The 13,232-nt window shown below is 38.8% G+C and carries 15 protein-coding genes; 8 read left to right on the top strand and 7 right to left on the bottom strand.

Annotation, left to right across the window (positions count from 1 at the left end; all coding sequences use genetic code 11):
- Positions 1 to 7: 7 nt before the first annotated feature.
- From WIW72_RS01830 to cyoE, 3 genes are all read left to right on the top strand, one after another.
- The gene (locus WIW72_RS01830; RefSeq protein ID WP_337701594.1) at positions 8 to 781 is read left to right on the top strand and encodes an enoyl-CoA hydratase/isomerase family protein; all 774 of its coding nucleotides are present in this window, start codon (positions 8 to 10) and stop codon (positions 779 to 781) included.
- A 148-nt stretch (positions 782 to 929) separates the two neighbouring features.
- A complete protein-coding gene (locus WIW72_RS01825; RefSeq protein ID WP_337701598.1) occupies positions 930 to 1,493 on the top strand; it encodes a hypothetical protein in 564 nt (187 codons plus the stop codon).
- Between the two features lie 131 nt (positions 1,494 to 1,624).
- Positions 1,625 to 2,497, top strand: coding sequence for a heme o synthase (gene cyoE / locus WIW72_RS01820; RefSeq protein ID WP_337701599.1), 873 nt, complete (start codon positions 1,625 to 1,627; stop codon positions 2,495 to 2,497).
- Positions 2,498 to 2,525: 28 nt separating this feature from the next.
- Here the strand turns inward: cyoE and WIW72_RS01815 are convergent, their stop codons facing one another.
- Genes WIW72_RS01815 through WIW72_RS01805 form a run of 3 tightly spaced genes read right to left on the bottom strand, consistent with a single transcriptional unit; the run spans position 2,526 to position 4,514 of the window.
- The gene (locus WIW72_RS01815) at positions 2,526 to 3,449 is read right to left on the bottom strand and encodes a homoserine dehydrogenase (RefSeq protein ID WP_337701600.1); all 924 of its coding nucleotides are present in this window, start codon (positions 3,447 to 3,449) and stop codon (positions 2,526 to 2,528) included.
- Entirely contained in the window at positions 3,446 to 4,120 is a 675-nt protein-coding gene (locus WIW72_RS01810; protein ID WP_337701601.1) for a B3/B4 domain-containing protein, read from the bottom strand. Before WIW72_RS01810 ends, WIW72_RS01815 begins: the two co-directional genes overlap by 4 nt.
- Positions 4,095 to 4,514 carry a CopG family ribbon-helix-helix protein gene (locus tag WIW72_RS01805; protein ID WP_337701602.1) on the bottom strand — a complete coding sequence of 140 codons (420 nt, stop codon included), beginning with the start codon at positions 4,512 to 4,514 and terminating at the stop codon, positions 4,095 to 4,097. Before WIW72_RS01805 ends, WIW72_RS01810 begins: the two co-directional genes overlap by 26 nt.
- 31 nt (positions 4,515 to 4,545) lie before the next feature.
- On the opposite strand from WIW72_RS01805, the gene tldD reads away from it, so the two are divergent.
- The 3 genes from tldD to WIW72_RS01790 are packed head-to-tail and all read left to right on the top strand — an operon-like array spanning position 4,546 to position 7,601.
- Positions 4,546 to 5,898: a zinc metalloprotease TldD gene (gene tldD, locus WIW72_RS01800; protein WP_337701603.1), complete on the top strand. Its 1,353-nt coding sequence runs from the start codon at positions 4,546 to 4,548 to the stop codon at positions 5,896 to 5,898.
- Entirely contained in the window at positions 5,891 to 7,132 is a 1,242-nt protein-coding gene (locus WIW72_RS01795) for a TldD/PmbA family protein (protein WP_337701605.1), read from the top strand. Before tldD ends, WIW72_RS01795 begins: the two co-directional genes overlap by 8 nt.
- 40 nt (positions 7,133 to 7,172) lie before the next feature.
- On the top strand, positions 7,173 to 7,601 hold the full coding sequence (locus WIW72_RS01790; RefSeq protein WP_337701607.1) for a universal stress protein: 429 nt from the start codon (positions 7,173 to 7,175) through the stop codon (positions 7,599 to 7,601).
- Between the two features lie 46 nt (positions 7,602 to 7,647).
- On the opposite strand, the gene WIW72_RS01785 is transcribed toward WIW72_RS01790, so the two are convergent.
- Together WIW72_RS01785 and WIW72_RS01780 are read right to left on the bottom strand one after the other, a co-directional pair.
- Positions 7,648 to 8,334: a biotin--[acetyl-CoA-carboxylase] ligase gene (locus WIW72_RS01785; protein WP_337701608.1), complete on the bottom strand. Its 687-nt coding sequence runs from the start codon at positions 8,332 to 8,334 to the stop codon at positions 7,648 to 7,650.
- Entirely contained in the window at positions 8,321 to 9,379 is a 1,059-nt protein-coding gene (locus tag WIW72_RS01780) for an L-threonylcarbamoyladenylate synthase (protein WP_337701610.1), read from the bottom strand. Before WIW72_RS01780 ends, WIW72_RS01785 begins: the two co-directional genes overlap by 14 nt.
- 257 nt (positions 9,380 to 9,636) lie before the next feature.
- On the opposite strand from WIW72_RS01780, the gene WIW72_RS01775 reads away from it, so the two are divergent.
- Positions 9,637 to 10,230: an NADH-quinone oxidoreductase subunit B gene (locus WIW72_RS01775; protein WP_443294756.1), complete on the top strand. Its 594-nt coding sequence runs from the start codon at positions 9,637 to 9,639 to the stop codon at positions 10,228 to 10,230.
- Here WIW72_RS01775 and WIW72_RS01770 read toward each other — a convergent pair.
- Positions 10,220 to 10,759, bottom strand: a complete 540-nt coding sequence (locus tag WIW72_RS01770) for a hypothetical protein (protein ID WP_337721220.1) — start codon at positions 10,757 to 10,759, stop codon at positions 10,220 to 10,222. The two genes, WIW72_RS01775 and WIW72_RS01770, sit on opposite strands and share 11 nt — an antisense overlap.
- A gap of 244 nt (positions 10,760 to 11,003) precedes the next feature.
- Here WIW72_RS01770 and WIW72_RS01765 point away from each other — a divergent pair, with 244 nt between their 5' ends.
- A complete protein-coding gene (locus WIW72_RS01765; protein ID WP_337721219.1) occupies positions 11,004 to 12,179 on the top strand; it encodes a M20 family metallopeptidase in 1,176 nt (391 codons plus the stop codon).
- Here the strand turns inward: WIW72_RS01765 and WIW72_RS01760 are convergent.
- Positions 12,159 to 13,196 carry a VIT1/CCC1 transporter family protein gene (locus WIW72_RS01760; RefSeq protein WP_337701616.1) on the bottom strand — a complete coding sequence of 346 codons (1,038 nt, stop codon included), beginning with the start codon at positions 13,194 to 13,196 and terminating at the stop codon, positions 12,159 to 12,161. The two genes, WIW72_RS01765 and WIW72_RS01760, sit on opposite strands and share 21 nt — an antisense overlap.
- Positions 13,197 to 13,232: the final 36 nt, after the last annotated feature.

Here is a 13,232-nt window from a genome sequence, read left to right as displayed (position 1 = left end):
GATTATGATGGAGACGGTTCAATTAAAAAAGGAGCCTCCACTGGGTTGGATATATCTTAACAGACCAGATAAGTTAAACGCTATAAACGAACAACTCATGAAAGATTTAAGGCAAGCAGTAGACGAGTTAGTTGCAGATGATCAGATTAGGGTAATAATTATAACTGGTCTAGGAAAGGCTTTTTGTGCAGGTGCAGACATTTCTCAATTCAAGACTTTAAACGGGCTAACGGCATGGGAGTTTGCTAAAAAAGGCAGAGAACTTATGGACTATATAGAAAATCTTCCAAAACCTACGATTGCAATGATAAACGGATATGCACTAGGTGGAGGTCTAGAGCTAGCAATGGCTTGTGATATAAGGATAGCTGCTGAGGAAGCTCAAGTAGGATTACCAGAGATCACGTTAGGAATATATCCGGGTTTCGGTGGTACTCAGAGGTTAATTAGGCTGATAGGGAAAGGAAAAGCTATGGAGATGATGATGACTGGTGATAGGATACCAGCAAGAGAGGCGGAAAGGTTAGGATTAGTTAATAAAGTCGTGCCTCTTACAGAGCTCGAGAAGGAAACAAGAAACTTCGCCATAAAACTTGCTGAGAAACCTCCCGTAGCTCTAAAGTTAGTAAAACTATTAGTCAATCAAGGTCTAGATATACCTATTCTTGCAGGGCTTAATATGGAGAGTTTAGGATGGGGTGTGGTCTTCAGCACTGAAGATGCTAAAGAGGGAGTAAATGCGTTCTTCGAGAAGAGGAAACCAAATTTTAAAGGTTCTTAGGTTTCTCTTTCAATTTTTTTCATGAGTTCAAAAATTCAGAACCATAATCTACTATTAGTTTGCATAATTTTTAGTAAACTTTCTATTCAGCCCTTATTAAAGGTTCTTTGAATAAGGCTTTTAAGGTCTTTTTTTCTTAATATTACTTATGGAAAAAGACAAAAAACCGATTTATTATGCTCTTTTAGGGGTTATACCATATGCAGGTAGTAGTGTAGCTTCCTTCTCTATTTCCGAATATCTTAAAGACTTCTTTGAAACTTTAAGATATATACCCTTCACCGTTGGGTTGTCTTTACTTTCCAGTTTTCTTCTCACTTATTATTACTTTAGGAGTTTTCTTATCGAGGCATTGGCCATAGTTAGTGTTACTCCTATCTTAATCGCATATTTGAATACTCGAAAGTTTGAGGCTCTATCGGTTAATGTTAATGAGTACTATATAGAAATAATATTCAAAGTACCTTTAAAGGCTCTTGGCTTCGAAAGCCCTACTGAACTCTTTGACTACGTTTACACGAAGGCTTTAAAGCGAATTAAGCCCCCATACTTGTTCAAGCTAAAGGCTTTGAATAATTGCGGGAATCTTAGGGTTACGGTTAGGGAGGGAGAAGGTTATATTATACTGAGGAAAAGGTGCGGGGATACAAGTGTGGAAATAAAGATTTACAAAGACAAAGATGCTGACCTGAAAGTAGTAATGAGCTATTAGTCTTGAATTTACATTTTCTATTTCCTTATGTAGGTATCGTTTATCTCATTATTTTAAAATTTTATAGATTTAAAATGTTAGCTATTATTTGTAATAAATTTTTTAATGTTAGTTACTGAATACATCTTAAGATGTCGATTGCTCTTTCGAGGAAATTGAATAATTACATTAAACTCGCTAAACCGAGAGTTATAAGCTTACTAGATATAGCAGCTCTAGCAGGTTTTGTACTTGGCTTGGGAAAGAGCGTGAACATATTCTCGTGGATTCATCTGCTTCCAGTGCTGATAGGAGGAAGCTTAGCTGCAGGAGGAGGTATGATAATAAATGGTGGTCTTGAAATAGAGAAAGATAAATTAATGAAGAGAACCTCATGGAGACCAACTGTTAAGGGAGAGGTAAGTAAAGGTGAAGCTTACACTGTTGGGATAGTGTCTGCAATAATCGGTATAGCAGTTGGTTTATTAGATAATTTACTTACCTCATTCTTTATTGCTCTTGGTTTTTTAGTATATGTCTTAGTATATTCCATTTGGTTAAAACCCAGAACTTGGTGGAATATAGTTATAGGCGGTCTAGCGGGGAGTGCGGCGGCTTGGGCGGGTTATGCAGCTTCATCAGGTGTGTTCAATTTTGAATCGTTAATGCTAGGACTTTTAGTGTTCATGTGGACGCCAGGACACTTCTGGTCATTGGCACTAAGGTTTAAGGATGATTATGTTAAAGCCGAAATACCTATGTTACCAGTTTTAGTAGATGAGAGTACTTCGGCAAAGGCTATAGCAGTTTCAAACATCTTAATGATTCCGTTCGCCCTCTCTCTAACGTTGTATTTAGGTGTAATTTACGGCGTATTAGTCTCAGTATTGTCAATGATTCTTCTTTATTATAACTTCAGGCTAATGAAGAACCCTAATAAAGATGAGGCGTGGAGATCATTTAAGTTCTCATCTCCTTATCTAGCTATCATTCTAATCATAGCTACCATTCTAAAGTTAGTTTAAGATGAATAGTTGAGAAAAACTATTTAGACTAGATAAATCCTCTCTTTAATAAAATTAGGTCAGAGAAAGCGCCATAAGCCGCGTTTATTGGTCCCGCACCCGGTCCTCTAATTACAGTAGTTTGTATATCGGTCGTAATTTCCAATGCGTTTTCTACACCGTCGATATAGTATAAGGGGTCTTCCGGCGTTAACTTTGTCGGAAATACTTCTATTTTACTATCGTCAGCATATGCAATCAGTTTAACTTTTTTATTTCCTCTTATTGCCTCTTTTACATTCTGTATCCCTTCAAACTTTATGTCCCTTATGCTTACGTTTTTCTTCATTGCAAAATTGGCCAAGATCGTCAGCTTAGCAGCTGCGTCAAACCCGTTTATGTCTAGAGTAGGGTCTTCTTCTGCATACCCTAACCTCTGAGCCTCTTTTAGAGCTTCCTCAAAGGGTTCCCCCTTATACATCCTAGTCAGTATGAAATTGGTTGTTCCATTTAGGATCCCTCTAATTCTTTTGACTTCAGCTCCAGGTAGGATCCTTAAAAGGTTAATTGAGGGTGTTCCACTCATAACAGTCCCTTGAAACCCTAGTCTACCTTTTCCCACTAAGCTCATGACTTCTCTATAGGCTAATGCTAGCGGAGCCTTATTCGTTGTAATAATACTTACCCCGTCTTTTAAAGCGGTCTTGTATAACGTGAGGGAAGGATTTCCATCTTTGTAATTTGCAGTCATCATATCAATAATAATGTCCGGCTTAACTTTCTCATAAGCTGTAAAAACGTCACCTTTTAAGTTCACCTCGAACTCATCTCTATAACCTAACATGATCCCTCTTCTGTTTACAATACCGCCGATTTCTACGTCTTTTAGCTCTGGTACACTCTCTTTTTTTTGAAGGAGTAGTTTTACAAAAGACTTTCCTACGTTCCCGTATCCTAGTATCAGCATTTTCATAATATTGTCACCTCTCCATTCCATTTACCACAAGCGTATTTAACTAATAATTCTGCAACTCTTGTCGTTGCATTCCTTACTAATTCCTCGGGAACACCCATAACACCAGCACTTACTATCAGGACATTCTCAGTAGTGTTGATGACGTTTGTCAATTGGGAGTCTCTATGTGGGTAAATGTGCATTACCTTTCCTTCATCGTCGACTAGAATAGGTATGTCCTTATCGAGTTTTTCTGGCTCTTTCTTCCCGATGCCAAGAAATGTTTCATTCCCTTCGCTCAGTCTGAGTACTAATGGATATTTGAAACGAGCTGTGTCGTATATACCTATAGGAACCATAGTGTCCGCGCTCACTAAATTTCCGATGTCCACCACGTTATTTATCCTTGGGAGTTTTCCGTTTCTAGCTATTCTCCTTCTCAGTGCTTCCCCGCTAGGTCTTGTCTTTGTAGGATCGATTTTGATTTTCCAATAAAAGTCTCTATAAGCCCTAACCACTGGGTCGTCCTTCAGGGAATCAATGTCTATACCTTTATATTTCTCTTCGATCTTTTTCATCTCCTCTTCAAGTCCGTTATCGGTCTCCCTTACAATAATACTTATCACTTCAGTATAAGCGATAAAGATTCCCAACTTCCTTGCTTCATTGCTGATGCTTATCTTGGACATGGAAATTATCTTGAACCTCTGAGACTATTAATTTTACTTTACTGACACCTTTCACAGATGTCAATTTGCTAACTAAGTCTACTAACTCTGATTTCATCCCCTTTACAGCTATGGCTTCCACGCATTTTTCTCCTTTATGGAGGTGTAATACGGAGATTATCTTGTCCTCATATTCATGCTGGATTGTCGTTACCTTGTCTGTACTTGCGTAGTCATAAACTAGGTTAACTATCCCTATAACATAGGTCTGGTCTTTCTCGTTTTCATCCAAGAAATCCCTCAAAGCAGCTTGTAGTATTTTGCTTCTGTCACTGATCCCGTTACTTTGCATGTACTTCTCAAGTCTTTCGTACAATTCTTTAGGTATAGATACGCTGATCTTTTCCACATTCATTAATTTATACTCTTTCTACGTGATTAAAAGTATGAACTATTCATTACTGGACTATGCTCAGCAACTCGGGGCGAGCTTTGCCGACTTAAGGAGGATAAGGACTAAGGAATTATCCCTCCTTGTAACTGAGGATAGAGAAATAGTTTCCACAAATGGGGTAGACGATGGATATTCGTTAAGAGTTTTATACAAAGGAAATTGGGGGTACTATTCCTCGTCTGAGGAAATCACAAAAGAGAACGTAAAGGACGCGATAGAAAGTGCAATAGGCGATGAAACAGTAAACATAGTATATTTACAGCCTAAACACGATAAGGTCGAAATCAAACCCAAGTTGCAAGTTAACAAAAGCATTGAAGAAAAGATGAATGACTTAAAGAAATTAAGAGAACAGATACTAAGGCTTGACAACAGGGTTAAGAGCGTGTCTATAAGGTATTACGAGGGAGAGGTTCACAGGGAGTATTTAAGTACGGACGATAGGGATATTACGGTAGATTATACGCTTTCTGGTCTCTCTATAGTAGTTACCGGTAGAGAGGGAGATAATATTGTCTCGTCTACTTACTCTAAATATACTTACATTGGTTATCCTTTGGAAGTATTGGGAGAAGAACACATATTGGAGACAATAAAGAGAAGGATTCAGAATCAGTTCATTGGTGAGAGCGTTAAAGCCGATAATTACGAAGTGATCTTAGCTCCAGAAGTAGTAGGGGTATTCGCTCATGAGGCGGTAGGTCACTTAGCTGAAGCCGATTTAGCCATAAACGGTATCCTTCATCCTTTAAGGGGCAAACCAATAGCCCCGGATTTTGTGAATATTGTTGATTCCCCCCTGCAATATTACAATTCGGCAATTGGTGTTGTACCTTATGATGATGAGGGCGTTGAAGGAAGGGACGTATACATAGTGAAAAACGGAGTGGTAAACGAATATTTAACAGACAGATTTTATTCAGCCTATCTGGGTCAGAAACCCACGGGTAATGCTAGGGCTGAGGACTTTAGAAATCCCGTTATAGTTAGGATGAGGAATACGTTTATAGCACCTGGGGAGCACTCATACGAAGAAATGGTAAGGGAGACAAAATACGGAATCTTACTCGTTTCTCCTCGAGGTGGTCAAACAAGCCCGGACGGCACTTTCCAGTTCGGAATTCAGGAAGGCTATATAATACAAAATGGTGAGGTAACAAAACCCATAAAGATGGCTGGGATTTCTGGTTACACCTTGGAAACCCTTAGGGACATGACAGCAGTCTCGAAGCAACTAGATTTTTCCTCAGGTTTCTGTGGCAAGGAAGGTCAATCAGTGCCCGTAGGAACAGGGGGTGCTTACGTAAAGGTTAAGAGCATGAAGGTGGGTGGTCTGGTTGGTTGACGAGTACTCTATAGTTCAAAGGGCTAAAAGCTTGGGGTATCAGGCTGAAGTTTTCTCAGTAAAAGCGAAAAACTTGCAAATTAAAAGAGGGGAACAGTTCTATTCTTTCAATCTCACTGATTACGGTTACGGCGTAAGAGTCTTCAAAGATGGCAAAACGGGCTTTGCATACTCTACTGCTCTTGATGATAAGGTGTTAGACCTAGCTATAGAAAGTGCAAAAGCATCTAAAGAGGACAAGTTTAACGTTATACCATCTCCTGAAAAAGTGGAAAAGATCAGACTGAAGTACTTCGAACTTGACGAAGCTAGGGAAAAAGCTAAAGAGTACGCGGAGGCTTTAGGAGAAGTAAGGAACTATGCAAACGTTATCGGGGAATATTATGACTTCACCGTGTCGCAGATAAAAGTGGTTAATACTGAGGGAGTAGACGTTACTGAGGAGAGGAGCCTCGGTAGTGTGTCTCTCGTTTTTAACTTTAAGAGAGACGCTTTCATAACGCCGGAGTTTTATGAGGGAGTCACGGTAAGGGACTTGTCAAAATTAGACATAGAGAAAATAAAAGATGAAGTAACTAAAAAGAACGAGATATACAAGAGAAGAGTGGTTCTCGACAGAAAATTTAAGGAGGCTATATTCACACCCAAGGCTGTCGCATCGCTTTTGTCTCCTCTTTTGTCTTATGCAGTATCTCTCGAAAATGTCTATAGGGGTAAAAGCACGTTAAAAGAGGGCGAGTTACTTAACGATAAAATTAATATTTACGATAACCCACTAATTGATTGGGCTCCTTATAGCAGGTCATTTGACGGTGAAGGTTTACCTTCTAAAAAGGTTTGTATTATAAACAAAGGAAAAGTCACCACATTTCTGTCCAATACTTATTGGTCAAGGAAAGCGGGTAAAGAAAACACTCATTCCTCCTCAAGATCCTATTCCTCACCACCGGTAATCTCATCTTCTGTCCTTGATATTGATGTTGTCGCTAATGTCGAGGATGACGTAATAGTCGTGGATCAAGTACAAGGTGTTCATACCAGTAATTTCGACACTGGAGAGTTTTCGGTAGTAGGTTCAGTAGCATGGTATGATGGTGTTGCTGTAAGGGAAGTTGTAATAACCGGGACACTAAAAGAAATGTTGAAAGGGATAATTGGAGGTATTGGAGTGAAGGATTTAAAAGGGAATGTCTATACACGTTCACTAAAAATATCTGGCATTAATATAGCGTGAGTTTTTTAAATGAATTCTAAGAGATAGAAAGTGATCAAATATGTTTAAAAAGATTCTCGTAGCGTATGATGGTTCAGACCACGCGATTAGAGCATTAGATGTAGCTATTGATTTGGCAAGTAAATATAATGCAAAATTAGACGTGGTTGAGGTCGTAGACACAGCTGCATTGTTGGGAATGGGAGTAGCCCCGATCCCTGGAGAAGTAATTCAACAAGTGTATAACAAGGCTAAAACTGATGTGGAGAACGCTAAGTCCAAAGCTCAGCAACGCGGTGTAAAAGAGGTCGATGCTGTAGTATTAGAAGGAGATCCAGCAACAGCGATCCTTGAATATGTAGCTAAGAACGGAAGTGATCTAATAGTTACGGGTAGTAGAGGATTGTCGACTTTCAAGAGGATAATATTGGGTAGTGTTTCAACAAAAATAGTTGAAGATGCTAAAGTACCGGTACTTGTAGTAAAGTAATGGAAAGAGCGATTTAATTTCTTATACTAAAAGGTCTTTTTACTTGTCATAATTCTTCTACTCTTAATACTTCCTCTACTTCGAAGATACCGCATTCAGTTACCAGTCTTCCCATAAAGTCAACGAATAGAGCCTTACATTGCCTTTCCCAATCTTTCCCCAGTAGTTTAACAGTCCTATTCTTAATTGACAAGTATTTGTTAATCCCTTCGATGACCTTATCGTCTTCAAGGAACAGAAAGTAGTCGATTCTAGCTATCACGTCCTTAAGTAGTTCATCGTTATCCATCAACTTACCAGTTTCTAGTTTTATGGACGTGGCCTTAACTCCTTGAGGAAAGGAATCCACGTTAGTATCTATCCCCGCTCCTATGAAGACTGTAGCTTTACTTCCTTCAACTATTCCTTCAACTAATATTCCTCCTACCTTACCGTTACGGGTTACTATGTCATTAGGCCACCTTATATAGGCATCAACGTACTTACCTACAACCTCTCTGATAGCCAAAGACACTGTGAGAGTTGTAAACGGTATCCTCTCTGGATTAAAACCCTTCATTACATAAGTGAACCACAGTCCCCCCTTTGGAGAATACCATTCCCTTTTATACCTACCTCTTGCCTTAGTCTGTTCCTCAGCGACTACTACGAATTTGTCTGCATTGATCATGGTATAAATTGCTTCACTTAGGTCTTGTGTTGAAGTTACGCTAGGGAACTTAAAGACTAACATATTTGTACACATCCTCTATTTTTTTCACAATTGAAAAAGCTGAGGCTTTCCTAGCTCTGTTCATAATCGCGAAACCTATTCCTTTTTCGGGAAAACCAACCATTATTCCTATGTCTACGTTCAGCTTATCTAATTCCCTAAAAGAGTCAAACAAATTCCTAGCTACCTCGTACAAGTTTTCATCACTACCTAGTACGAGAGTGGTATAACCCTTATATTTTTCAGCTAACTCCTTGCTCAGAAGTAACCCTACCTTGTATTTCTGGCTAACCAGTTTAATTACTTGGTCAAGGATCTCTCTGTTCTCTACAACTATTAACTTGGTTGAAGGTGCATAATGCTTGTACTTCATGCCGGGCGCTAAGGCTATTTCAGCTTCTCTCTTACCCTCAGCAAATTCTGGGATTATTAAATCTGGGAAGAACTTTCTCAGTTCTTCAACTGTGAAGGGACCTGGTCTCAGAAGCACTGGTGGATTAACCGTGACGTTAATAATAGTTGATTCAACGCCGAAGAAAGTATGTCCACCATCAATTATTACGTCAACCCTCCCGTTCATGTCAGCTATGACGTCCTCAGCCTTTGTAGGGCTTGGTTTCGTGGCTAAATTCGCACTTGGAGCCGCAATAGGGACTCCACTCTCCCTAATCAACTGTAGTGCTATAGGATGAGCCGGCATTCTAACTGCTACAGTATCTAAGTTAGCTGTTACCTCTTTAGGTACTTTCTCGGTCTTCTTCAGTATAAATGTTAAGGGCCCTGGCCAAACAGTTTGTGCTAACTCTAGTACTTTATCTGGGATTTCTGAGGCTACTTCGTATAGTTGTTCAATATCGGATATGTGAACTATTAGGGGATTATCTACCGGTCTATTCTTCGCTTGAAAGATCTTAAGGCAAGCATTGCCGTCGAATGCGTTCGCTCCTAAACCGTAGACTGTCTCTGTAGGGAATGCTACAGTACCTCCTTTCTTTATGACTTCAGCTGCTAGTCTAATTTTGTCAATCTCAGGATTTAAGGGATCAATTTTAAGGATCAAAGTCATACATTTTAAACTGCCATTGTGAATAAAAAAGTGGTGATGAGGAACCAACGAGAAGCGATTGATGGCTGGGGCGCTCTATGCTGACTTTCCTGAACGGTGATTGATGAGGTGATCTCGGATTGATGAAGACGGGCTTAAAAAGCCCTACAATGTTTAAATATCGAAGAAATTTTCATATAACAAAAATATTACTATATATACTTTTATGATAGGGGTATTAATTAAAGGTTTTAAGAAATGGTGAGAAATAGATTTTGATGTCAGATCAATTATTACTTACTGGAAATGTTCAGGAAGCTGCAAAGAAGGCTATTCAATGGTTAATAAACAGAAAGCCTATCAAAGAATTAAGAGATTGGGGATTAGCTTTCTCCTTGTGGCCACCACACTTGACTACTAGTTGTTGTGGAACCGAATTCGGTGCATTTGCGGCGGGAAGATTTGACTCAGAGAGATTTGGAGTTTTACCTTTCTCGTCAGCAAGGCAGACAAACTTATTAGTTATTGAGGGGACGTTGACTAGAAAAATGGCTAGGGCTGCTAAGATTGTTTATGATCAGATGCCCGAACCTAAGTTTGTGATTGCTATGGGGGCATGTTCGTTAGAAGGTGGAATATTCTGGAACTCTTATAATACGGTATTACCTTCAGAAATTGGAATTCCAGTGGATATTTACGCTCCGGGATGTCCAACAAGGCCAGAAGCCTTAGCTAGAGCTATAATTCAATTGCAAAAGAGAATTATGGGAGAGAAGACTAAAAATGGTGAAGATAAAATAAAACCTATGGAAAGTTACGAGACTAAGAAAGAGAAGAGTACTAAAAAAGAAGAGAAAGTCGTTATAAGTTGAACAGACTAAACGCATAGTCAACGTCAATTAGTTTTGCCTTAACTAGATGTTTGTGTTCTACCTTAAACTTAGCTGGGATGTGATCAATTTCGATTCCGTGAAAAGTTCTCAAATAACCCTTTATTTGATCAATTAAGTCAGTCTTATTTTTGGCTAGAACAGGAACGTCGTGCAAGACTAGAGCTTTTTCGGGGCTCCCTTCTTTCAGACCTATAAAAATTAAGGTCGTAGTCATAAACTCATTATATTTTTTTGCTTTCATAGTGAGGATTACTTGGTCAACGTCATATAGCGACGTTAATCCTCCGTCACCTTCCTTAACTTCTAAATCGTATTTATAACCGGTGATGATCTTCTTCCCCGTCCTTTCTGATAGTATTATTAGTTCTCTTAACTTTACTTTCTCTCCATTATATGACGTGAAAACAGGCACTTCGTCAGCTAAATTTGGCAGAAATTTTGAAGTAATGGTAACGTATCTTGCTTCTGGTGATAATATTGAGGAAATTTCAATGTTTTGAAGTTTCATAAGATCACATCAGATTCCTACCTTTTCACTTTTTCATTTATACAGACTTTAATTGATTTAAAAATTAAATGAACAATATTTCACATTATTAATTACTGTACATTTATTCCTTAATCAACATCTTGTATTTAACGTTTATTCACACGTAGTGAACATTTATCTAATTAATAATTATAGATTACGTTGATTTTATGAATACTATTTAGAACAATTATTTATGATTATAAAACACCAAAATCTCAATATGAACAATAAAGTTGAAGAAGTGGTAGACATAACATCAAAATTAATTAAAATACCAACACTTAATCCCCCAGGGAATAGCCTAAAAGAAGGAGCCGAGTTTATCAAGGACTATCTTAGTCAGAGAGGGTTTTCCGCTTCAATTATAGAATTCGATAGAGGGTGGCCAGTAGTAATTTCTCAAAGCAAACCGAGGGATAAAAATCATGTCATGTTGAACGGACATTACGACGTAGTGCCGGTGGGAGATGAAAAAAGGTGGAAGAATAATCCTTTTTCAGGCTTAATATTAGAAAACTTAGTCTATGGTAGAGGGGCAACTGACATGAAAGGTGGTTTAGCCGTACTTATGAAGGTTTTCTCTGACTTGGCCGATAAACTGGAATACGATTTGGTTTTCACTGCCGTTCCCGACGAAGAGACAGGTGGGTTTCACGGGTCTATGAAATTGGCTGAGGTGTTTAAACCGGACTTAGTACTGATCAGTGAACCCTCGGGTTCAAATTCGATTTGCCTTGGTGAAAAAGGACTTCTTCAAGTTAAATTAGTCAGTGTGGGCAAATCTGCTCACGGAAGTTTACCCTCACTCGGTGAAAATGCTATTATGAAGCTTATTCGCTCATTAACGTCTCTACAGAAGATATCCGATTACAATATAGGCACTCCTAAAGAAGTTGTGGAACTGTTAAGAGCTAAGGCTGATATGAATACTGAGAAAGATTACCTCTCCATATCATTCAATCCTGGTGTCATTAGGGGTGGTGTTAAGGTGAATGTTGTTCCTGATTACGCTGAGGCTGAAGTGGACATGAGGATTCCTCCGGGTATTACCGTAAATGATGCCATAGCTCTGGTAGAGGAACTAGCGGAAGGAGTTAAGGTTGAACCGTTTAATATCTCTGAGCCAAATTATACTTCACCAGATAATACTTATGTCAAGCTTTTGGAAAACGTGATTATGAGGAGGTTAAACGTCAACCCTATTAAGTACATCATGACTGGGGCTACTGACGGGAGGTTTTTCAGATATAAAGGGGTTCCCACCATAATTTATGGCCCTGGTGAACTTAACCTAGCCCACTCTTATGATGAATATGTAACATTTCAGGAGTTAGAAAAAACCTACGAAGTAATAAGTTCATTCCTTCTTGATATCTCAAATTACCAGCGAAGCTAGTAGCCCTAGTAAATGCGTTGCAATTGCAGCACTTATACCTAACCCCATCATTTCTAAGCCTTTTTTCTTGGGATTTACGTCGCTGAGTAGCCCTATCATAAATCCTACCAAGAAAATCGATATCCCGGCTATAACATAAGAGGTTATCAGTCCTAACATCCCACCGAGCCTTAGAAAATAGGGTATTATCGGTATTATTGCTCCCACGATATAAGAGAGTCCGGTTACTGCTGAGCTTTTCAGAGGACTTTCGTCAACCTTTGGTGCAATTATATCTTCAGCCACATCTACCAGTTGTGGAGAGATATTTTGTGCTATTTTATCCTTGATTCCGAGTTCTGACAAGATGTGGGATAATTTTTTCGAGACTTCTCCTCTATCTACCAATTTCTGTATCTTTACTTTTTCCCTCTTATGCTCATTGATTTCTTTCTCGGATTTAGTAGATAGATAAGCTCCTATGCTCATGGAGAGTGTCCCCGAAATTCCTACAATGAGCCCAGATAATGCAACAACTAATGGGTTACTTACTGCTCCTGCTATCCCTGATGTAGCTGCCAATACCTCAATCAGACCATCACTAATCCCGTAAACGAAATCGCTCACATCCTTTGCTTTTATTGTAGTTAACATTTCCTCGTGAACGGCTTCGTCGATGCTTATTTCTCTCATTTTTTCTCTCTCATTCTCGTCTAGTTCTTCACTTTTCGCCAATTCGTTGTATTTCTCTATGTCGTTTTCCTCGTTACTTTCCAATAGTCTGAGTGTGAGTTCCAGTCCTAGAACTTTTCTTATAATTCCGTAAAATTTTATCATTAACTTATCATTAATTCCTAGTTTTCCAATCCTAATTCCTCTTTTTTCACTGATCTCCTTCCAGATTGAGGCATGTTTTTTCTCCATTTCTGCCATTCTGAAGAGAAAAGCTTTAGCTACTGGATCAGATTCTTTTTTGCCGAGCTCTAAGTAAACTTCTGAGTCAAATAATTCCTCTTTGTACTGCTTATTAAAGTCCATCAAGTAAATTAGAATTACTCTAAATTAAAAGCTTTT

The sequence above is a fragment of the Stygiolobus sp. CP859M genome (genome assembly GCF_037389975.1).
Lineage (GTDB): Archaea > Thermoproteota > Thermoprotei_A > Sulfolobales > Sulfolobaceae > Stygiolobus.
The sequence above is the reverse complement of the archived record's forward strand: the minus strand, read 5'-3'. Positions and strand labels throughout refer to the sequence as shown.